Genomic DNA, 21,147 nt, shown 5'->3' with positions numbered 1-21,147 from the left:
TATGAAGTGACGGATACCGGGCTGAGCGGGCTGGTTCTGGCCGGGGAGATCGGCCGTGGCGCGTTCACGATGGTGCACGAGGCCCGGCGCGGTGACCGGTGGTACGCGGTGAAGCGCCCGCTCGCCGACGCCTCCGCGTATCCGGAGATCCGCACCGCCTTCGCCCGGGAGGCCGCGCTGCTGGCCTGTGTCGACGACCCGGCCGTGGTGCGGGTGCACGCGGTCGGCGACCTGGACGGGGTGCCCGCCCTGGTGCTGGAGCATCTGCCCGGCGGTTCGCTGGCCGACCAGCTCGGCGGCGGCCCGCCGGCCCAGGAGTGGCTGGTCGGCATGGCCGCCCGGCTGGCCCGGGGGCTGGCCGCCGCGCACCGGCTCGGCCTGGTGCACCGGGACATCAAGCCCGGCAACATCATGGTCGGTCCCGGGCAGCCGGCCAAACTGATCGATTTCGGGCTGGCCCAGATCGGTGCCGAACGGGGCGACGCCGATCAGGCGGCCGGTACGTTCCTCTACTCCTCGCCGGAGCAGTCCGGCATGCTGAAACGCCCGGTGGACGGCCGCTCCGACCTGTACTCGCTCGGGGTGGTGCTGTTCGAGTGCCTGACCGGGCGGCTGCCGTTCGAGTCCGACGACGTCGGCGAACTGCTCCGCCTGCACCTGGCCGCCCCGGTGCCGGACCTGGTGGCGCTGCGCCCGGACACCGGCCCGGCGCTGGCCGCGGTGGTGTACCGGCTGCTCGCCAAGGACCCCGACGACCGCTATCCGGACGCCGCCGCGCTCCTCGACGACCTGCGGCACTGCCCGGGCGGGGAGGCCGCCGCCCAGCCGGCCGTCTCCGGCTGGCCGCTGCGCGGGCGGGCCACCGAGGCCGGCCGGCTCGGCCGCCGCTGGGAGCGGGCCCGCGCCGGTCAGGGCGGGGTCGCGGTGATCCGGGGCGCGGCCGGGTCGGGGCGGACCCGGCTGGCCGCCGAGATCGCCGCCGAGGCGTCCGGGGCCGGGCTGCCGGTGCTGTGGGCGACCGGCCGGCCCGACGAGGCGTCCCCCCTCGCGGTGCTGCGGGAGGCGGTCGGGTCGTGGCGGGCCGGGGTCCGCCGGCTGCCACCGGCCCGCCGGGCGGTGGTCGAGAAGCAGATCGCCGACGCGTCCGCCGTCGCCGGCCCGGCCCTGCTGGACCGGCTCCTCGGCGCCGCGGCCGGGCCCTCCCCGGAGCACGTGCTCGGCGCCGGCACCGCGTTCCTCGGTGAGCTGGCCGGGCTCTCCGGCGGGCTGCTGCTGGTCGTCGACGACGCCCAGCACCTGGACTCCGGCACCCGCCAGCTGCTCGGCCGGCTCGCCGCCGACCTGCCCTCCCTGCCGATCCTGGTGCTGCTCACCGCGCCCGACGGCGACGACGACCCGGCCGCCGGGATGGACGGCATCGGCACCCTGGAGGTGTCCTGCGTGCCGCTGCCGGCTCCGGCCGTCGCCGAGGTGATCGCCTCCCGGCTGCCCGGCGCCGAAGTGCCTGTCGAACTGGTCCGGCACGTCACCGCCCGCACCGACGGCACCCCGCTCGCGGTGGTCAGTCACCTGTTGCGGTTGCTGGACGCCGGGCTGCTCAGCCCGCAGTGGGGCACCTGGTCGCTGGACGTGGCCGGTGCGGACGCGCTGCCCCCGGCCGAGGGCCTGCGCGAGATGATCGCCACCCGGCTCACCGGGCTGCCGGAGAGCACGCTGGACTGCCTGACCGTGGCCGCTGCGGCCGGCGTCCGGTTCCGGCCGGAGACGCTGACCCGGCTGGACGACAGCGGGTCCGGCCGGGTGCTCGCGGCGCTCACCGCCGCCACCGACCGGCGGGTGCTGGAGGCCCGGCCGGGCGGCTGGTACGCGTTCGTCCACCCGCAGTTGCGTGACGTGCTGCTGGACCGGATCGGCGGCGACGAGCTGCGCCGGCTGCACGCCGATCTGGCCCGGGCGCTGCAACGACTGCCGGAGGACCTGCGGGACGAGGGCCATCCGTACGCGGTGGCCCGCCACCACCGCCGGGCCGGGGACGCCGCACCGGCCGCCGACCGCAGGCGCAGCGCCGCGATCGCCGGCCGGCAGGCGCTCGCCGACCAGGCGCCCGCCGAGGCCATCGACTACCTGACCGACGCCGTCGACGGCGATCCGGCGCCCGCCGTCGACCTGCTGCACGCGCTGGCCCGCGCCCACCTGGCAGCCGGGCGGATGGACGACGCGCACGCCGTCCTGGACCGGGCGCTGGCCGCCGAGACCGACCGGACCGCCCGGGCCCGGCTGCTCACCACCCGGATCGAGCTGCACCACACCGCCTGGGACGACGGCCGGGCCCTGGACACCACCCGGCAGGCCCTGTCGGAGCTGCGCCGGCCGCTGCCGACCGGGCTGTTCGCCCTGCTGACGACGCTGTGCATCGCGTTCGCGGGTGGGCTGGTCCGGCGTACCACAATCGGGTTCGGAACCTCGTCCGGCCGGGACCGGGAGGCCCACGCCGCGCTCGCCGCCGTCCTCGACGCCGGTGGCTACGCCGCCGCGGTCGGCCTGCGCCCGCGGGAGGCCGGGATGCTCTCGATGCGGGCGCTGTACGCGGTCAACCGGCTCGGCCCCTGCCCCGAGTACGTCCGGGTGTACAGCCTGATCGGCTACGTGACCGCGATGATCCGGCTGCGCGGCACCAGCGAGCGCTGCCTGGCCCGGGCCGCCGCGGTGGCCGCCGGGCTGGGTGATCCGGGCCTGGGCGCCTATGTGGAGTGGCTGCGCGGCTGTGCCCTGCTGTTCAGCGGCGCCGACGACGGCAGCGTCTGGGAACGGACCATCACCCGCAACGTGCGCTGGTACGTGCCCGCCCAGCTGATCCCCGGCTACTCCACCCTCGGATTGCGCTATCTGCTGCGCGGTTACGTCGACGAGGCGGCCCGCGAATACGAGCGGGGCATCCGCCGGCTCGCCGACCCGGAACTCGCCCTGGGCACCTCGCTCGGCATGCTCAGCGTGATGATCCCGGCCGGGCAGAGCCGTTTCGGGGACGCCGCGGCCGCCCTGCGCCGGCTGCGCGCCGCCTTCCCGCCGGGCACCGGCACCCCGGTGCAGCGGGCCACCATCCTGACCGCCGCCGCCTGCCTGTCGGTGGAGCAGGGTGACGTCGGCCCGGACCTGGAGAAGATCTTCGCCGAGTTCCACGAGCTGGGGTTGCGGGCCCAGGATCTGATGCCGCAGCACCGGTGGTTCTACGTCTATCAGGCGCACGCCCGGCTGATCCAGTTCCGGTACGCGCCGGACGCCGAACGGCCGGCCCGGCTGGCCGTCGCCGCCCGGTCGGTACGCGCGCTCGGCCGGGTCGGCGGCACCCCGCTGCTGCGGGCGGTGCACCTGACCACCCGGGCGTCGCTGCACCTGGCCGCCGGGGATCCGCGGCGGTGTATCAAGGTCGCCGACGAGGCGGAACGCCGGCTGCGGCGGATGGACGCGCCGTTCATCCAGTACGAGGTGTTCCGGATCCGGGCCCGGGCCATGCGGGCACTCGGGCTGGTCAACGAGGCGGACCGGCAGGCGCGGTTCGCGTTCGGGCTGGCCGCGTTCCACGGGTGGGAGCAGCGGCGGCGGCAGACCCGTACCGAATTCGGTGTCGACGAGGGCGCCGGAACGCATCGCCGGACCGTCGCGGAACGCCGCCCGGCCACCGGCCGCAACCGGCACCTGGAAGCGTTGCAGCAGGTCGGAACGGCGGCCGCCACCATCCTGGACCCGCAGCAGCTGGCCAGTGTGGCGCTCGACGAACTGCTGCGCATCCTGGGCGCCGAGCGGGCCCTGTTCTTCCTGGTCGACGAGAACGGCGAGCCGGTCCGGTACGCCGGGCGCGACGCCGACGGGGACCTCGCGGACACCCCCGGCTACGGCGCCAGCCTGGTCCAGCGGGTCGCCGCGTCCGGGGAGCCACTCGTCGTCTCCGGCACCGACCAGGCCGCCGCGCTCGGCTCCCGCAGCGCCGTGCTGCACGGCCTGCGCAGCGTCCTGATCGCGCCGGTCCAGTTCAAGGGCCGGCTGGTCGCGGTGGTCTACCTGGACAGCCGGCTGGCCCGGGGCATCTTCACCGACGACGACGTGGCCGTGCTGACCGCGGTGAGCAGCCATGTCGCCGTCTCCCTGGAGACCGCGCGGGCCGCCCGGCTGCACTCGGCGGTGGAGGCCGCCCGGCGGCAGCAGGAACTGGCCGAGACGCTGCGGGCCAGCCTGGCCGAGTTGAGCGCCATCCTGGAACCGGACCGGCTGCTCCGGCATCTGTGCGAGTCGCTGCGGACCGCGCTCGGCGCCGACGCCGGCTGTCTGCTCGGCGTCAACGGGGAGGTGCTGGCCACGGTCGGCACGGCGCCACCCGACGGTGCCGGGTCGTTCGTGCCGGTCACCGTGGGCGACACCCCGGAACTGACGACCGCGATCGGGGTACGGGGGAGGCTGCTCGCCGGTGCGCCCACCGCGCTGCTCGTGCCGCTGACCGGTCACGACGGCCCGGTGGGAGCGGTGCTGATCGGTGGGGCGGCACTGGACGACACCAGCCGGCAGGTGGCTGCGGCACTGGCCACCCAGGGAATGGCGGCCTACCAGAACGCGCGCCTGTTCAGCCGGGTCCAGGAGCTGGCCACCACCGACGAACTGACCGGCCAGCACAACCGCCGGCATTTCTACGCGATCGCCGGGGCGCTGGTGCAGGCGGCGTCCCGCAACGGCCGTCAGCTCGCGGCGGTGATGCTGGACATCGACAAGTTCAAGAGCATCAACGATGCGTACGGCCATGGGGTCGGTGACGAGGTGATCCGCACCGTGGCCGCCCGGATCCGGGGGCGGCTGCGGCACTCCGACGTCCTCGGCCGGTACGGCGGTGAGGAGTTCGCCGCGGTCCTGCCCGACCACGACGGGAACGCCGCCGAACTGGCCGAACGCATCCGCCTGGCGGTCTCCGACGAGCCGGTGCCGACCGCCGCCGGGCCGCTGCCGGTGACGATCAGCGTGGGCCTGACCGGGCTGCTGCCGGCCGACACGTCCCTGGACGACCTGCTGGCCCGCGCCGACCACGCCCTCTACCGGGCCAAGGAGTCCGGCCGTAACCGGGTGATGAGCGACTGACCTGGACCGGGTGGTCTTCTGTGGCTCGAATCGGGCCACAAATGACCACATGGCCGCTCTCTAGAGGGTGGTCAGCACCGCTGCCAGCAGCAGGGTGGACAGCACCCCGACGATCACCGCGAAGACGGCCCGGCCGGTGCCGTGCGCGTTCTCCCGGCGGGCCCGGACCAGAGCCCACCCGCCGAGGCCGAGCGCGACCGGGCCGAGCGGCCAGACCACGATCGCGAAGAGGGCCACGTAACCGGCCGCGATCGACTGCCAGGACCGCCCGACCGGCAGCATCCAGTGCGTCGCGCCGCCCGGCCCGTGGTTCACCGGTGCCGTCGCCGTGACCTGGGCCGGGACCGGTGGGAGATACGGGCCGGGTTGCAGGGTGGCGGCGCCCGCCGTGGCGTACTGCCGGGCGGGCACCGGACGCAGACCGGTCGGCGTGCCGCACCCGGTGCAGGTGTGCGCGTCGACCGGAATGGCGTAACCACAGGCGGTGCAGAACATCGGTCTCCTCGTTCTCCGGGGCCGGGAGCATCGGCGCCGGAACACCGGATCTGAGGAGTCCCGCAACTGTTCGGCAACCCGATGGATCAGCGCTTCTCGCAGGCGACCCCGTCCTTGTCGCGGTCCATCTTCTTGTTCGCGTTGTACAGCGCGGTGGACACCTTGAAGTTGGTGACCGGCCTCGTCGAACCGCGCACCTTGTCCTTGGCGCCCTTCTTGCCCACCCCGTGCTTGTACGTCTTGTTCAGGGCGGTGCAGTTCTTGAACTTCTTCGCCGCCGCCTCGGCCGGGCTGACGACGAGGGTGGTGCCGCCGACGGCGAGGACACCGGCGAGCAGACCACGCATGAGGACGTTGAGCATGACGCTCCATCTCTAGGCTGTACGAGGGAACGCCGGAAGGTTATCGAAATCGGTCACCGGCACGGCCCGGATCCGATCCGTCGTTCGGCCGGAAGATGTCGCCACTCGCAGTCCCCCACAACCCACGTGGACACTTGCGGCGCGATCCGCACCACTGCGCGGCACACGACCGGCGAACCCAGACCGCGTGGACACCTGCGGCGCGATCCGCACCACTGCGCGGCACACAACGAGCGAACGCGGACCGTGTGGACACCTGCGGCGCGATCCGCACCGCTGCGCGGCACACGACTGGTGAACGCGGACCGTGTGGATACTTGCGGCGCGATCCGCGCCGCTGCGCGGGGCAGGGGCGGTCAGTGGGGGTGGCGGGCCTCGGTGGAGGAGCGGCGCAGCTGGGTGGGGGTGACGCCGTAGCGGGATTTGAAACGGCGGGTGAAGTGGGTCGGGTCGCGGAAGCCCCACGAGTGGGCGATCGCCGCGATCGGGCGGTGCCGGTGCGCCGGGTGCAGCAGGTCGTGACGGGCGCCGCGCAGGCGCTCGGTGATGATCCACTGTTCCAGGGACAGGTCGGCGCGGGCGCAGATCTTGTAGAGCTGCCGGAGCGAGACGTTGTGCGCGGCGGCGATCCGGGCCGGGGTCAGGCCAGGGTCGGCGAGGTGGTGGCGGACGTAGGCCCGGATCCTGGTCAGCAGGGTCTCGGCCAGGGCCCGGCGGGTGTGCCGTTCGGTGCGGGCGGCCGAGGCCAGCAGCGCACGGGTCAGGTCGACGGTGGCGGTGGCCACCGCGACGGCGGCCGGGTCGGCGGTGATCCGGGCCCGGTCCCGGGCCAGGGCCGCGACGTGCGCGGTGACCAGCCGGTACAACGGGCTGTGCCGGAGCCCGCCGAGAGCCTGCCGGACGGTGTCGGCGGGCAGGTCCAGGCGATCGAGGGGGATCTGGACGCAGCCGGCCCCGCCGTCACCGGACCACGAGTAGTCGTACGCGCCGGACAGGTCCACCCCGAGCAGTTCACCGGGCGGGGTGACCTGCTGGTGGCCGTACTGGTCGAGGCGGCCGAACCCCTGGGTCTGCACGGCCAGCGACACCACCGGCATGGCGTCCTGCCGGGCCAGCCGGGCGGTGCGGAGCAGGCGCAGTCCGGACGAGCGGCAGGTGAAGATGTTGGCGTCGCCGAGGTCCCACACCTCCAGCCGGGCGTGCACCGGGCCGTCCGGGTCCTCGTGGATGACGTGGCAGGGCGCGGAGGCGTACAGCATCGCGGTGTGGACGGCCTCCACCCGGTCGGTGGCGGGCAGGGTCCCGGTGTCCAGAACGTACGCCATGATCGTCGCTTTCGATGCCGATGCCGGTGTCTGCTGTGAACGGTAGGCCAGTCACCGCATTCTCAGGGTGACGGTGAGCAGGACCGCGGACAGCACCTGGGTTCCGGCGAAGACCGCGGCCAGGGTGGTGAGCGACTGTTCGTAGAGGACACCGGCGAGCGCCCCGCCGGCCAGCGCGGCGGCGCCCTGGACGGCGGCGAACACCCCGTAGGCGGTGGCCCGGCGCGGTGCCGGGACCAGGTCGGCGACGAGTGCCTTGACGGTGGAGTCCTGGACGCCGGTGGCGGCGCCCCAGAGCAGGGTGCCGGCCACGATCGCGCCGGTGCCGCCGGACAGGGCGAGCGCGGGGGTGGCGGCGGCGAGGGCGGGCAGGGCGTACAGGACGCGGGCGCCCCACCTGTCGTACAGGTGCCCGCTGGCCAGGGCGGACACCGCACCGGCGGCCATCGCGGCGGCGTAGAGGACCGGCACCAGTGCGATCGGGAGCCGTCCGGTCTGACTGGCGTGGTAGGAGATCAGCCCGAAGGTGAGCAGGCCTCCGGTGGCGAGCCCGGCGGAGGCGGCGAACCAGTGGAAGCGGCGGGGAAGCGTACCGGCGGCGGGCTTCGTCTTGTGGTCCTGGTGGGACGGTGCCGGGAAGCGCGGCCGCAACCAGAGCAGCAACAGCATCGCGGCGGCGCCGGGGATCGCCAGCGACGCCAGCGCCGGCCAGACCGTGCCGGCGGCGACGGCGACGATCCCGGCGACCAGCAGCGGCCCGGCGAACGCGCCGACCTGGTCGAGGGCTTTGTGGACGGCGAAGCCGCGGCCGCGCCCGACCGCGCCGGCCGCCGAGGCCAGCAGCGCAGACTTGGCCGGTGACCGGATCGCCTTGCCGATCCGTTCGGCGACGATCAGCACGGCGGCGACGGCCAGCCCGGCGCCGCCGAGGAACGGGGCGAGGGCCAGCAGCGGTACGCACACCGCGGTCAGTCCGTACCCGAGGATGGTGAGCCCCCAGTATCGGGCGGTGCGGTCGGCGAGCGGGCCGGAGACCAGCCGGAGCAGCAGCGCGGCGGCCTCCCCGGCCCCGGTGATCAGGCCGACGGCCAGGGCGGACGCGCCGAGCCCGGCGAGCAGCGGGCCGGTGATCGAGCGGGCTCCCTCGTAGACCATGTCGGCGGCGAGGCTGACCAGGCCGAATCCGAGGATCGCCGGCCAGGGGCGCAGGACTGTGGACGTGGTGGGCACGTCCAGAAGATACGAGAGGGGTGAGCAGCCGCCCGGACCGCGGGCGGCTGCTCGTCGGAGTCAGCCGTGCCGGTGCCGCCGGGCAGGCGGCGACAGGGCGGCGATGCTGATCACCATGGAGACGACCAGCAGTGTGCCGAGCAGGATGTCGACAAACATGGCACCACCTCCTGGGAACCGATGTCTCCACGATCCCGCTTCCAGCCTCCGCCCGCCACCGGAAACCGGCAATAGGCAGGAAGGCCTGGTCTGCCCGGCCCGGCGTGGTTATGGTGCGAGCAAGGGGGCTTCGCCGTGTCCGATCTGCCGTCCATCGCCTCGCCGCAGCTCTGGGCGATCAGCGTCGCCGTGCTGCTGGCCCTCCTCGCCACCGACTTCGTGATCACCCGCCGGCCGCACGCGGTGGAGATGCGCGAGGCGGTCGGCTGGTCGGTGTTCTATCTCGCGCTGCCGGGTCTGTTCGGGTTGCTGATCTGGCAGCTGTACGGGCGGTCGCCCGCCGTCGAGTTCTACACCGGGTACGTGGTGGAGAAGTCGCTGTCGGTGGACAACCTGTTCGTCTTCATGCTGCTGCTCGCCGCGTTCGCGGTGCCACCGGAGCTGGCGCAGCGGGTGCTGCTCTACGGCATCGCCGGCGCCCTGGTGCTGCGGGCGGTCTTCATCGCCGCCGGCGCGGTGGTGCTGCGGAGCGGCACATGGGCGTTCCTGCTGTTCGGCGCGGTGCTGCTGCTGACCGCGGGCAAGGTGTTCCGGGAGGCGATGCGGCACGAGGAGTACCAGGTCGACATCGAGCGGATGCGCAGCGTACGGCTGATGCGCCGGTTGATGCCGGTGACCGGGAGCTACCACGGCGGCCGGCTGACGGTGACCGCGAACGGCCGGCGGGCGCTGACCCCGATGGCGCTGGTGGTGGTCGCCGTCTTCGTCACCGATCTGGTGTTCGCGGTGGATTCGGTGCCCGCCGTGTACGGGGTGACCGAGGACCCGTACCTGGTGTTCGCCACCAACGCGTTCGCGCTGCTCGGGCTGCGGGCGCTCTACTTCGTGCTGCACAGTGTGCTGGACAAGCTGCGGCACCTGAACTACGGGCTGGCGCTGATCCTGGCGTTCATCGGGGTGAAACTGCTGCTGCACTGGGCGCACGGGATCTGGGCCGGGGTGCCGGACATCCCCACCGAGGCGTCGCTGGCGGTCATCGGCGCGACCCTGGCCACGGTCACCGCGACCAGCCTGTGGGCGGACCGCCGGGACCGGATCAGGACCTGACCGGGGTACGCCGGATCCGGTCGGCGGCCACCCGGACGGTGATGATCGCCGGGCGGGCCTCGGTGAACGATGCGACAGCGGCGGTCAGGTCCCCGGACCGGGCGTCCGCCTCGATCCGGCCGCAGGCGGCCGCCGCCCCGGCCGCGCCCAGGTTCGCCAGCACCCCCATCAGCTGGTGGGACTCGGCGCGCAGCAGATCGGCGTCCTCGAAGGCGAGGGCCTGCTGCATCCGGTCCAGATGCTGGGGGATCTTGCCGGAGAGGGTGGCGAGCAGCCCGGCCAGGGCGTCCGCGGTGGCCGCCGGGTCGGGGCCGCGCAGCTGGTCCAGGCGTCTCTCGATCTGGGCGGCGACCGCTGTCACCGCGGTGTCCGGTGGCAGGGCGGTCCAGCGGGCCAGCACCCGGGCCACCTCGGCCGGGATCAGCGGCTTGGCGATGTGCTCGTCCATCCCGGCGGCCAGGCAGCGGGACCGGTCCTCGGCCAGGGCGCTCGCGGTCAGCGCGATGATCGGCACGTGCCGGCCGGGTGCTTCGCGGTGGCGGATCGCCACGGTGGCCTGGTATCCGTCCATCTCCGGCATCAGGCAGTCCATCAGGATCGCCCGGTAGTCGTGCCGGAACGCCATCTCCACCGCCTCCCGGCCGTTGACCGCGACGTCGGCGGTGTAGCCCAGGTTCGCCAGGACGCCCAGCGCGACCGTACGGTTGATCTCGTTGTCCTCGACCAGCAGCAGGTGGCCGCGGACCGGCGGGTGCTCGCCGGCGGCGCCCGGGGCCGGGTCGGCGGGCGCTTCGGCGACCAGGCCGACCAGGGCGTCGTAGAGCTGGGACTGGCGCAGCGGTTTGGCCAGGGCGGCCGACACCCACTCCGGGCCGGGCTCGCCGGGCAGATGCCGGGGGTCCTCGGCGAGCAGGATGGTCTTCGGGGCCGGGCAGCCCGCCGGGAGGATCGCCCGGGTGTCCTCGGGCGCGGTGTGCTGGTCGACGATGAGCAGGTCGATCGGGCGGCCGGTGACGGCGGCGTCCTGCAGCACGGCCACCGCCCCGACCGTGTCCGGCACCCCGACCGCGTCCATCGACCAGGCGCTGAGCTGCTCGGCGAGCACGGTCCGGTCGTCGTCGTCGCGGTCCACGATCAGCACCCGCAGGCCGTCCAGCGAGTGCCGGTCGGACAGGTCCAGGCCGTCGCGGGCGGTCCGCAGCACGACGGTGAACCAGAAGGTGCTGCCCCGGCCCGGCTCGCTCTCCACCCCGATCCGGCCGCCCATCAGCCCGACCAGGTCGCGGCTGATGGCCAGGCCCAGCCCGGTCCCGCCGAACCGCCGGGTGGTGCCGGCGTCGGCCTGGGTGAACGCCTCGAACAGTTCGTCCCTCTGGTGCTGGTCGATGCCGATGCCGGTGTCGCGCACCGCGAACCGGACCGGGACGGTGCCCGGTACGGCGGACACCTCGGTGTCCGGGACGGCGGTGACGGTGACCCGTCCGCACGGGGTGAACTTGACCGCGTTGCCGGCCAGGTTGAGCAGCACCTGGCGCAGTTTGGCCGGGTCGCCGCAGACGGTGGTGGGCAGCCGCGGGTCGCAGGAGCCGGTGACGGTCAGCCCGTCGTGGGTGTCCGGCGGGGCGACCAGTGCCACCACGTCGCCGAGCAGCCGGCCGAGCTGGAAGTTCGCCTCCTCCAGCAGCACCTTGCCGGCTTCCAGCTTGGAGAAGTCGAGCACGTCGTTGATCACCGACAGCAGCGCGGTCCCGGCGGCGCCGATGCCCTCGGCGTACCGGCGCTGGCGGTCGTCGAGATCGGTGCCGAGCAACAGTCCGGCCAGCCCGATCACACCGTTCATCGGGGTCCGGATCTCATGGCTCATCGAGGCCAGGAACTGCGACTTCAGCTCGGCCGTCGCCAGGGCCTGATCGCGGGCCTCGGCCAGTGCCTGCGCGGTCTGCCGGCGGGCGGTGATGTCCCGGACGAAGCCGTGGAAGTGCGGGCCGCCGTGGTGCCGGATCCGCCACATGGTCAGCTCGACCGGGACCTCGTGGTCGTCACGGTGGGTGGCGGCCATCTCGGTGGGCCGGTCCAGCAGCCATTCCAGGCGGCCGTCGAGCAGCCGGTTCAGGGCGGTGCGATAGCGGCCCGGCAGGATGGTGCCGATCACGCTCCGGCCGAGGATCTCCGCGCGGGTCCAGCCGAAGACCTGCTCGGCCTGCCGGTTCCACTCGGTGACGGTCCCGGAGCCGTCCATGGTGAAGAACGGGTCGCTGGCCGCCTGCATGATCATTTCGAGCTGTTCGCGCTCGCCGCGGCGGCGCACCTCGGCCTGCACCCGGGAGGTGATGTCGTGCGCGACGGTGGAGACGCCGACCACCGTGTGCTCGGTGTCGCGCATCGGGGCCATGCTCAGCGACACCTCGATGACGGTGCCGTCCTTGCGCCGGCGGCGGGTCTCGTACCGGCTCAGGGCCCGGCCGCCGAGCACGGTGGCGAGCAGGTCCCGCTCCTCACCGGGGCGGTCGGCGGGCAGCAGCCGGCTCACATCGCTGCCGACCATCTCCTCGGCGGTCCAGCCGTACAGGCGCTCGGCCCCGGGGTTCCAGGTTTTGATGGTCCCGTCCGGGGCCTTGCTGATGATGGCATCCTGGGAGGCCTCGACGATGGCGGCCAGCCGGGCGTTCGCCATCGTCTCGAACCGCCAGCCCGCCTCGGCCCAGGCCAGCGCGCGCCGGGACCGGCGGGCGGTCAGCACCGCGGTGGCGCCCACGGCCACTCCGGCCAGTAGGTACACGGCCCTCCGCAGCACCCGTCACCTCCGCTGGATCCGAATCCGATTCAGCATCAACGTACATGCCACCTTTCTCTGCTTTAGCCTTATTACGGACATAGCACTCACCGACCCGCAGCGAGGGAGACGCGGTGGCGACAGTTATGGTCGTCGATGACCAGGCCGCGAACCGGGACATCGTGCGCATGCTGCTCGGCTTCCGGGGACACGACGTCATCGAGGCACACGACGGGGCCGAGGCGCTCCAGCTAGCCCACACCCACCACCCCGACGTGGTGGTCTCCGACGTGCTGATGCCCGGCATCGACGGCCTGGAGCTGGTGCACCGGCTGCGCGCCGACCCGGACCGCACCGCGGCCCAGGCCCCGGTCATCTTCTACACCGCCAACTACCTGGAACCGGAGACCCGGCCGATCGCCGAGGCCTGCGGGGTCAGCCAGGTGGTGCTGCGCTCCCAGGACCCGGACGCCCTGCTGGACGCGATCGAGACCGCCCTGGCCGGCGGCCCGGTCGACGTCAGCGCCACCGCCGACGAGGAGTTCGCCCAGGCCCACCTGCAGATGGTCAACGCCAAGCTGATCGAGAAGGTCCGGGCGCTGCACGACACCGAACGGCTCTTCGTGGCGATGGCCGCCGCCTCACCGGTCGGCATCGGGATCATCAACCGGGCGGGCGACGCCGACTACGTCAACCCGCGGCTCGCCGAGATCGTCCAGCAGCCGGTCAAGGACCTCCTCGACCGCGGCTGGCTGACCTGCCTGGGCGGGCCGGCCCGCAACGCCGCGCTCGCCCTGCTGCGCGGCGGCGACACCACCGAACTGCGCTTCACCCACCGGATCACCTGGGCCGACGGCACCGTCCGGTCACTGCGCATCCACCTGCGGCAGACCCACGACGACGACGAGGGGCTGACCGGCGGGGTACTGATGGTCGACGACGTCACCGACGTCACCCAGGCCGAGGCCCGGCTGCTGGAGGAGACCCGCCGCCGACAGGACGAGGCCCGGCACCGCGACGCCGAACGCCTGGACAGCCTGCGCCGGATGGCCGGCGGTACGGCCCACGACTTCAACAACATCCTCGGCGCCATCCTCGGCTACACCAACCTCGCCATCGAGACGATCAACGACGGGCGCGACGACGGCACCATCCCGGCCGACGTGGTCGAATCCCTGCTCGGCGACCTGATCCAGGTGGTCAAGGGCGGCGAACGGGCCCAGACCCTGACCCAGAAACTGCTCGCCTTCGGCCGCCGCGAGGTCAACAAGCCGGTCGAGGTGGACGTCAACGCCCTGCTGCACGAGTGCGCCGACTCGCTGCGCGCGGCCGCCGGACCGGGCAACGACCTGATCCTGCGCCCCGACCCCGGCACCCCGAAGGTCAAGGCCGACCCGGCCCAGCTCGTCCAGGTGCTGCACAACCTGGTCCGCAACAGCGGGGACGCGATGCCCGGCGGCGGCCCGGTCACGATCACCACCAGCACCGCCGGTGACCAGCTCGTCATCGAGGTCAACGACATCGGCACCGGCATGCCCCCGGACGTGCTGGACCGGGTCTTCGAACCGTTCTTCAGCACCAAGTCCACCACCGGCACGGTCGGGCTCGGCCTGTCCACCGCGCACGGCATCGTCAGCCAGGCCGGCGGCCGGATCACCCTGACCTCCGAGGTCGGGCGGGGCACCACGGTCACCGTCAGCCTCCCGGCCGTCGCCGGCAGCTCTCCCCCACCACCCCCGGCCACACCACCGAAGGCCGCGCCCACCGAACGCGGTGGCGGCGAGACCCTGCTGCTCGTCGACGACGAGGAGGCGGTGCTGCAGGTGACCGCCCGGATGCTCGGCGGCGCCGGCTACCGGGTGCTGACCGCCCCCGACGCCGCCGAGGCGCTGCGCCTGCTGGAACGGCACGGCGGCGAGGTGGCCGCACTGGTCACCGACGTGATGATGCCCGGCATGGACGGCCGCCAGCTGGCCCGGATCGCCTCCGGCCGCCGGCCCGACCTGTGTGTGGTGTTCGTCTCCGGGTACGCCGAGTCACTGCTCGACGAGCACGGCAACAACCTGGAGCCCGGCTCGACCATCCTGCCCAAGCCGTTCGACCGGGAGAAGCTGGTCAGCACGGTACGAACCGCGCTCGGCGCCGCCCAGCGGGCCTGAACCGCTTGATCTGCCCGTGACCACCGTCGATTACAGTTCCTGGCTCGCCGCCCACGACCTCTGAGGAGGCCCGGTGACCACCGCCAGTGACCGGCAGCCGACCGTTCGGTTGCCGCTACAACATTCCCCTACACACGACGACATCCCGCCGTCACCGTCCGTGGCAGAACCCACCGGACCGGGACGCGGGCGCCGCCGTCTGCTCATCGGCGGATTCACCGCACTCGCCCTCGCCGCCGGTATCGGAGGTGTGGCGGTCTACACACTTCGGGGTGACATCCCCCGCGGCACCACCGTGCTCGGCACCGACCTCGGCGGCATGACCCGCGCCGAGGCCACCACCGCCGTCCGCGACCGCCTCCTCGCCGACTCGCGGACCACCGCCGCCCTCGACATCCGGGTCGACGGCAAAGGCGCCACCCCGCGCCCCGCCGACATCGGCCTCGCCGTCGACGTGGACGCCACCGTCGCCGCCGCCGCCGAAGGCAGCCCCACACTGTTCGGCACCCGCACCGTCGACCCGGTGGTGACCGTCGACGCCGACCGCCTCGACGAGGCCCTGCGCAAGGCGATCGGCAAGGTCGGCACCGCGATGAAGGCCCCCGCCGTCACGTTCACCGGGCTCACCCCCAAAGCCACCCACCCGGAACCCGGCCGCGGACTCGACCCGGCCACCACCGCCGAGATCGTCACCGCCGGCTGGCTCGCCGGCGGCCCGATCACCGTGCCGCTCACCGAGACCCACGCGGCCACCACCGCCGAACAGGTCGACCAGCTGGTCGAGACCGTCGCCGAACCGGCCGTCAGCGGCCCGGTCACCGTCACCTCCGACGCCGGCACCCTCACCATCCCGCCGGCCGCCATCGCCAAGAGCCTGGTGCTCACCGCCGACAAGACCGGGCTGATCACCCCGCGGATCGACCCGAAGAAGCTGCGCGCCGCCGTCGCCTCCCGGCTCTCCAAGATCGAGAAGCCGGCGAAGGACGCCCGGTTCACCTTCGCCGGCGGCAAACCGAAGATCGTCGAAGGAGCCGAAGGCCGGGGCTTCGACCTGGCCGCGATGGCCCCCGCCCTGCTGACCGCGGCACAGAGCGGCGACGACCGTACCGTAGCGGGGTCCCTGACCGCCGCCGCACCCGCGCTCGCCGCCGCCGACCTGGAAAAACTCGGCGTCAAGGAGAAGGTCTCCACCTTCACCACCAAGTTCACCGGCGGCCTCGGCTCGTCCCGCAGCCAGAACATCGTCACCGCCGCCAAGAAGGTGCGCGGCGCGCTGGTGCTGCCCGGCAAGACCTTCTCGCTGAACAAGTACACCGGGGAACGCGGGTACGCGCAGGGTTACAAGGACGCCCCGGTGATCGTCGGCGGCCACCTCACCCCCGGCGTCGGCGGCGGTGTCTCACAGTTCACCACCACGCTCTTCAACGCCACCTACTACGCCGGGCTGAAGGACGTCGAGCACAAGCCGCACTCGTACTACTTCGACAGGTACCCGTCGGTCATCGAATCCACCATCTTCTGGCCCGACCTCGACTTCAAGTTCAAGAACGACAGCCCGCACGGGGTCCTCATCGACACCGCCTGGACCAGCAGCTCGATCACCGTGTCGGTGTGGAGCACCAAGGTGTGGGACAAGGTGACCACGGACTGGAGCCCGCGGCGCAACATCACCTCCCCGTCGACGATCACCAAACCGGCCGGCCCGAGCTGCATCGCGACCAGCGGCCTGATCGGCTTCACCCAGGACGCGTGGCGGCTGTTCCACAAGGACGGCAAGGTCGCCAAGCGCGAGAAGTTCTCCTGGAAGTACGCCCCCGAGCCCCGCTTCGTCTGCGGCGGCCCCGCGGACGACTGAGGGGTTCCGGCGGGGGTGTGGCTCACGGCGTGAGTCACACCCCCGCGTCACAGCCTCGCCGGATCGCGAACCCCGATGGCGTCGTCGAGTTCCGGATCCACCATGCTCAGCGCGGCGTCGAAGCGGTGTTGCAGGTTGCACACCATCCGGGCCACCGTGTTGCCGCAACCACCTTTTTCCAGGTAGATCCTCATCCACTGCTCCCCGATGTCCAGGCGCAGCCGCTGACCGACATGCAGGTCCACGGCCTCGACCTCAGCCGTGCCGTCCGGCGTGATCGACGGCACCCCCCAGAGCCGGAACGGGACGCGCGACGAGAACAGTTCGGTAAGGAAAGCGGGCTGGTCGGTGATCGGCCGGCTGAACCTCAGCGAGATCGGCCCGCCGGCAAAACTCCCGCCACCCTCGCCGTTGCCGAAATCCGACCAGCCGATCGCTTTCTCCTCGCAGAGGCGCACCAGCTTGCTGTAGCGCGAGACCACCGAGCCGACGAACTGGGTATGCAGGGCGAAGGAGTCGCCTGAGACAGCGAACCGGCCCTCCCGGTTGACCGCCTCACGAGCCGTCCCGAAGTCGGGATCGGAGATGGTCATCTCGATGCCGTCATAGGAGAAAGCCGATGCATAAGCACTGCTCTCGATGAACTCCAGGAAGGCCTCAGCATTTCGGCCGGACATCTGAAGCTGAAGATCCTCCGTGTCGGCCCCGCCGGATCCGAGAAGAGCCTTGCCTCGGAAGTCCGTTCGCACCCGCCTCGGCACAGCACCGGGCCAGGCTTGCCGAAGATGCTCGGAAGGCAGCCACATCTTGTCGAGATCGCGATGCGTGGAAACCCAGCGATTGATGATGGCGGAAGCTTTCTCCGCCCTCATGTCCGTGTGGAAGCTCCAGAACCGGGGGTCGAGCTGATCCACCCAGAAGTCACCGCTCTCGGTACGCACGCTGAGCAGGAAGGCGTCGTCCGACTCCTCGACGCCGACAACGCCCTCAAGCCTTCTCAGGTAGTCGCCGGGGTCGTCGGTGTGTGCCTCCAACACAAAAGTCTTGGTCGGCGACGAAGGGCTCAGTGCCAGATCGGCTGCCATGCTCGCGCGACTGGTCACCGTTCCTCCTCCGCACCATGGACAACCGGGTCGTCCTCATCATTGTCGCCGACCTCGAGCTCACGCAGCAGGTCCAACTGGTTCGGATCCGCCGTGTGCCGAGACCGGCCGGACCGCCCGAGCGCCTGGTACGCCTGGGTCCGTCCACGACGGTCGAGATCCTCTGGCGTCCTCAGGAACCGGACCAGGCCTTCGGGACGGACTCCGGTCTTTCGGTCATGGGCGAAACGGTCGGGTGCGGCGGCCACCACCCGGTCGACGGCGGAGGCAACCTTGACTCTCAGCGCCTGTTGCGCCCTATGGGCATAAAGTCCGTAATGTCGTGCGACTGACTCCGTCAATGACGTGACGGTGACCACCTCTCGGCGGTGAGCCAGCATCGCGACCATCTCTGCTTGCACAAACTGCTCAACGACCTCGACGGGCGACTCGTGGTCGAACGGAATCAGGCGGGGCGGCGGGCCGATCAGGTCGACCCCGCCCTCGAGAGCAGCCGAGATCGCCTTCGAGGCGAACTCACCGTCCAGAAGCTCGATCCGCCGAGGCGCCACCGAGAGGACAGGAAACGGAACACCTGCCGCCTTCAGACCGAGCCGGATCCGCCCCGCATGCTCAGCCAGGCAGACATAGAGGGTCTCCGCGGTCGGTTGGGATCGGCTCCGGACGGTGACATAACCGGCCTGGACCGCAGCCGCCGGCGGCAGATCACGATAGGTCCGGGCCTGCCCTTCCTCAATATTGGCACCCGACTTCGACTCCACCAGGACCAGGTGGTTGGTCACCTCGTTGAAAAGAAGAACGTCGATGACCACCTTGCGGCCGTGCGCGGCGGCCGGCACCTCCAGACCGGCGATCCGAAAACCAGCCTCAGCCAGGACAGCCCGATTCACGTCTCCCGCGGTGACGAGACCGACAAGGCCGTTGACCGGCAGCAGACGGGACTCCAACCACACCACCTCACTCGTAGTGTCCAAACTCTACCGACAGACGACGACGTTCATGGACCCCGTTCAGCCCGCGTTCCCACTGGCCGATGACGGTTTCCGGCCTTCACCGGCAGAGTTCACCGCACGTCTCACGGCCGCGAACTCCGGCGACTCACAGTGATCTTGAAAGCCCGGGAACTTTGGCACGGGTGGTGGCGACTAACGGGCGTTCCCTCGTACGGGGGAGAAACGAGCTTTGGGAAGAAGATGCTGACTCGTACTGTCGTCGCCGTCGCGGCGCTCGCCCTGACCACCCTGGCCGGCTGCGGCTCCTCCTCCGAGGCCACCTCGACGGCCGCGCCGGCGAGCACCGCCACCACCACCTCGGCTCCGGTGGCGGCTGCTGCGCTGACCGTGCAGAACCCGTGGGTGAAGGCGGCCGACTCGGGGATGACGGCGGCGTTCGCCACGCTGGTCAACAACACCGGCGCGGATGTGACGATCGAGTCGGCGACCTCGCCGGCCTCGCCGCTGGAGTTGCACACCATGGAGATGAAGGACGGCCAGATGGTGATGACGCCGAAGGAGGGCGGCTTCGTGATCAAGGCGGGTGCCACGCACGAGCTGGCGCCGGGCGGCGATCACCTGATGCTGATGAAGCCGTCGGCCGCGATCAAGCCGGGTGACGAGCTGTCCTTCACGCTGAAGCTGACCGGTGGCGGCACTGTCGACTTCACCGCTGTCGCGAAGCCGTTCGCCGGGGGCCAGGAGAGCTACGCCCCGGGTCACTCGTGACCGTCTCCCGGCGGGCGCTGCTGGCCGGGGGCGCGATGGCCGGGCTGGGTACGGCGGGCGCGGCCGGCTATCTGGCCGCCGCGCCGGCCGCCCCGGCTCCGGCCGCGGTTCCGGTGCCCGACTTCCAGGACATCGGCACCGGCATCGTCCCGTTCCACGGCAGGCGGCAGGCCGGGATCACGAACGAGCCGCCGGCGCACGGCTCGTTCGTGGCGCTGACCCTGGCCAAGGGCACCGACCGGGCCGCGCTGGGCCGGATGATGCGGCTGCTCTCCGACGACGCGGCCCGCCTGACCCGGGGTGAGCCGGCGCTCGGGGACACCGAGGCGGAGCTGGCCGTGCATCCGGCCCGGCTGACGGTGACGTTCGGGTTCGGGCCGGGCTTCTACCGGGCGGCGGGGCTGGAGTCGCCGGTGCGGGATCTGCCGCCGTTCTCGATCGACCGTCTGCAGGATCGCTGGAGTGGCGGCGATCTGGTGATGCAGATCTGCTCCGATGACGCGCTGACCGTGACGCACACCCAGCGCATGCTGATCAAGGATGCCCGGCCGTTCGGGGCGATCCGGTGGGTGCAGCGCGGGTTCCGGCGCAGCGCGGGGGTGCACAAGGCCGGGTTCACCCAGCGCAACGTGTTCGGGCAGCTGGACGGCACGGCGAATCCGAAGGACGCCGAGATGGAGACCGCGGTCTGGAATCCGGACGACACCACCCGGTTGGTGGTACGCCGGGTCCGCACCGACATCGAGACCTGGGATCTGCTGAGTGTCGGTGACAAGGAGAACTCGACCGGGCGGAGGATGGGTTCGGGGGCTCCGCTGTCCGGGACGGCCGAGCACGACGAGCCGGACTTCGCGAAGGTGGACGCGACCGGCCTGCCGGTGATGCCCGACCACTCCCACGTGACCAGGGCGCACGTCACCGATGCGAAACTCAAGATCCTGCGCCGGCCGTACAACTACGACGAGGCGCCGGACGCGCAGGGCCGACCCGATGCCGGGCTGGTCTTCGCGTCGTACCAAGCTGACATCGACCGGCAGTATCTCCCCATCCAGCGGCGGCTCGCCGAGAAGGACCTGTTGAACGAATGGACAACACCGATCGGATCCGCGGTCTTCGCCATTCCGCCCGGCTGCGCCGAGGGCGGCTGGATCGGCGAGCGGGTGCTCGCCTGACCCGTGCCCTGCTGGCGCTCACGGCGATGCTGTTCGTGCTGGTGCCGGGGGCGCCGGCGTGGGCGCACAACGCGCTCGCCGAGGCCAGCCCGGACAAGAAGGCCACCGTCGAGAAGTCGCCGAGTGAGGTCAAGCTGCGGTTCCTGCAGAAGCTGGACCCGGAGTACACCACGATCGTGGTGAGTGACGCCGCGAAGCAGAAGATGCCCACCTCGGATCCGAAGGTGGACGGCGCCACCGGTGTCGTCACCATCGACGAGCCGCTGGCGAACGGGGTCTACACGGTCGCCTACCAGGTGGTCTCGAACGATGGGCACACGGTGAAGGGCTCGTACGAGTTCACCGTCGACGACCCGTCGGCGACCGCCTCGCCGGAGCCGACCACGGCCGCGCCGACCACCGGCGCCCCGTCCGCGGAGCCGCCGGCCACCACTGCGCCGGCGGTCGCTGCCGAGACCAAGTCCGATGAGTCGAACACCACCCTCATCGGCATCATCGTCGGCATCGTGGTCGTGGTGGCCGCTGTTGCCGGTTTCCTGCTGATCCGACGCCGTAAAGCATGAGA

General features: G+C 72.0%; 14 protein-coding genes. 7 read left to right on the top strand and 7 right to left on the bottom strand.

The genetic code is table 11. The features are described from left to right. The first annotated feature begins 6 nt into the window (after positions 1-6). Positions 7-5,121, top strand: a complete 5,115-nt coding sequence (locus ACQ0O7_RS32165; RefSeq protein ID WP_430787648.1) for a diguanylate cyclase — start codon at positions 7-9, stop codon at positions 5,119-5,121. A gap of 60 nt (positions 5,122-5,181) precedes the next feature. Here the strand turns inward: ACQ0O7_RS32165 and ACQ0O7_RS32160 are convergent, their stop codons facing one another. From ACQ0O7_RS32160 to ACQ0O7_RS32145, 4 genes are all read right to left on the bottom strand, one after another. Continuing rightward, entirely contained in the window at positions 5,182-5,616 is a 435-nt protein-coding gene (locus ACQ0O7_RS32160) for a zinc ribbon domain-containing protein (protein WP_430787646.1), read from the bottom strand. An 86-nt stretch (positions 5,617-5,702) separates the two neighbouring features. Then, positions 5,703-5,978 (bottom strand): excalibur calcium-binding domain-containing protein, encoded by a 276-nt coding sequence (locus ACQ0O7_RS32155; protein WP_430787644.1) that lies wholly within the window; start codon positions 5,976-5,978, stop codon positions 5,703-5,705. A gap of 356 nt (positions 5,979-6,334) precedes the next feature. After that, positions 6,335-7,303: a helix-turn-helix domain-containing protein gene (locus ACQ0O7_RS32150; RefSeq protein ID WP_430787642.1), complete on the bottom strand. Its 969-nt coding sequence runs from the start codon at positions 7,301-7,303 to the stop codon at positions 6,335-6,337. Positions 7,304-7,354: 51 nt separating this feature from the next. After that, positions 7,355-8,458, bottom strand: a complete 1,104-nt coding sequence (locus tag ACQ0O7_RS32145; protein ID WP_430787866.1) for an MFS transporter — start codon at positions 8,456-8,458, stop codon at positions 7,355-7,357. 369 nt (positions 8,459-8,827) lie between these two features. Between ACQ0O7_RS32145 and ACQ0O7_RS32140 the strand changes: the two genes are divergently transcribed. Continuing rightward, on the top strand, positions 8,828-9,799 hold the full coding sequence (locus ACQ0O7_RS32140; RefSeq protein ID WP_430787640.1) for a TerC/Alx family metal homeostasis membrane protein: 972 nt from the start codon (positions 8,828-8,830) through the stop codon (positions 9,797-9,799). On the opposite strand, the gene ACQ0O7_RS32135 is transcribed toward ACQ0O7_RS32140, so the two are convergent. After that, positions 9,789-12,593 (bottom strand): PAS domain S-box protein, encoded by a 2,805-nt coding sequence (locus tag ACQ0O7_RS32135; protein WP_430787638.1) that lies wholly within the window; start codon positions 12,591-12,593, stop codon positions 9,789-9,791. The genes ACQ0O7_RS32140 and ACQ0O7_RS32135 overlap by 11 nt on opposite strands. 113 nt (positions 12,594-12,706) lie before the next feature. Here ACQ0O7_RS32135 and ACQ0O7_RS32130 point away from each other — a divergent pair, with 113 nt between their 5' ends. Together ACQ0O7_RS32130 and ACQ0O7_RS32125 are read left to right on the top strand one after the other, a co-directional pair. Continuing rightward, positions 12,707-14,731 (top strand): response regulator, encoded by a 2,025-nt coding sequence (locus ACQ0O7_RS32130; protein ID WP_430787636.1) that lies wholly within the window; start codon positions 12,707-12,709, stop codon positions 14,729-14,731. A gap of 73 nt (positions 14,732-14,804) precedes the next feature. Beyond that, positions 14,805-16,586, top strand: coding sequence for a VanW family protein (locus ACQ0O7_RS32125; protein WP_430787634.1), 1,782 nt, complete (start codon positions 14,805-14,807; stop codon positions 16,584-16,586). Positions 16,587-16,633: 47 nt separating this feature from the next. Here ACQ0O7_RS32125 and ACQ0O7_RS32120 read toward each other — a convergent pair whose 3' ends face one another. Together ACQ0O7_RS32120 and ACQ0O7_RS32115 are read right to left on the bottom strand one after the other, a co-directional pair. Then, positions 16,634-17,689, bottom strand: coding sequence for a hypothetical protein (locus ACQ0O7_RS32120; protein WP_430787632.1), 1,056 nt, complete (start codon positions 17,687-17,689; stop codon positions 16,634-16,636). After that, on the bottom strand, positions 17,686-18,636 hold the full coding sequence (locus ACQ0O7_RS32115; protein WP_430787630.1) for a hypothetical protein: 951 nt from the start codon (positions 18,634-18,636) through the stop codon (positions 17,686-17,688). The genes ACQ0O7_RS32120 and ACQ0O7_RS32115 overlap by 4 nt, the downstream gene beginning before the upstream one ends. Before the next feature lie 246 nt (positions 18,637-18,882). Between ACQ0O7_RS32115 and ACQ0O7_RS32110 the strand changes: the two genes are divergently transcribed. Genes ACQ0O7_RS32110 through ACQ0O7_RS32100 form a run of 3 tightly spaced genes read left to right on the top strand, consistent with a single transcriptional unit; the run spans position 18,883 to position 21,145 of the window. Next, positions 18,883-19,410 carry a copper chaperone PCu(A)C gene (locus tag ACQ0O7_RS32110; protein WP_430787628.1) on the top strand — a complete coding sequence of 176 codons (528 nt, stop codon included), beginning with the start codon at positions 18,883-18,885 and terminating at the stop codon, positions 19,408-19,410. 35 nt (positions 19,411-19,445) lie between these two features. Beyond that, the gene (locus ACQ0O7_RS32105; protein ID WP_430787864.1) at positions 19,446-20,582 is read left to right on the top strand and encodes a Dyp-type peroxidase; all 1,137 of its coding nucleotides are present in this window, start codon (positions 19,446-19,448) and stop codon (positions 20,580-20,582) included. Continuing rightward, on the top strand, positions 20,495-21,145 hold the full coding sequence (locus tag ACQ0O7_RS32100; RefSeq protein WP_430787626.1) for a copper resistance CopC family protein: 651 nt from the start codon (positions 20,495-20,497) through the stop codon (positions 21,143-21,145). Before ACQ0O7_RS32105 ends, ACQ0O7_RS32100 begins: the two co-directional genes overlap by 88 nt. The last annotated feature ends 2 nt before the right edge of the window (positions 21,146-21,147 follow it).

Origin of the sequence: Actinoplanes sp. G11-F43 (genome assembly GCF_050589265.1) — a bacterium.
Classification (GTDB): domain Bacteria; phylum Actinomycetota; class Actinomycetes; order Mycobacteriales; family Micromonosporaceae; genus Actinoplanes.
The sequence above is the reverse complement of the archived record's forward strand: the minus strand, read 5'-3'. Positions and strand labels throughout refer to the sequence as shown.

Bases quoted from the DNA above. Each gene is read 5' to 3' on its own strand.
- ACQ0O7_RS32160 (WP_430787646.1), bottom strand. From the start codon at position 5,616: ATGTTCTGCACCGCCTGTGGTTACGCCATTCCGGTCGACGCGCACACC.
- ACQ0O7_RS32155 (WP_430787644.1), bottom strand. From the start codon at position 5,978: ATGCTCAACGTCCTCATGCGTGGTCTGCTCGCCGGTGTCCTCGCCGTC.
- ACQ0O7_RS32150 (WP_430787642.1), bottom strand. From the start codon at position 7,303: ATGGCGTACGTTCTGGACACCGGGACCCTGCCCGCCACCGACCGGGTG.
- ACQ0O7_RS32145 (WP_430787866.1), bottom strand. From the start codon at position 8,458: ATGGTCTACGAGGGAGCCCGCTCGATCACCGGCCCGCTGCTCGCCGGG.
- ACQ0O7_RS32110 (WP_430787628.1), top strand. From the start codon at position 18,883: ATGCTGACTCGTACTGTCGTCGCCGTCGCGGCGCTCGCCCTGACCACC.
- ACQ0O7_RS32105 (WP_430787864.1), top strand. From the start codon at position 19,446: ATGGCCGGGCTGGGTACGGCGGGCGCGGCCGGCTATCTGGCCGCCGCG.
- ACQ0O7_RS32100 (WP_430787626.1), top strand. From the start codon at position 20,495: ATGGACAACACCGATCGGATCCGCGGTCTTCGCCATTCCGCCCGGCTG.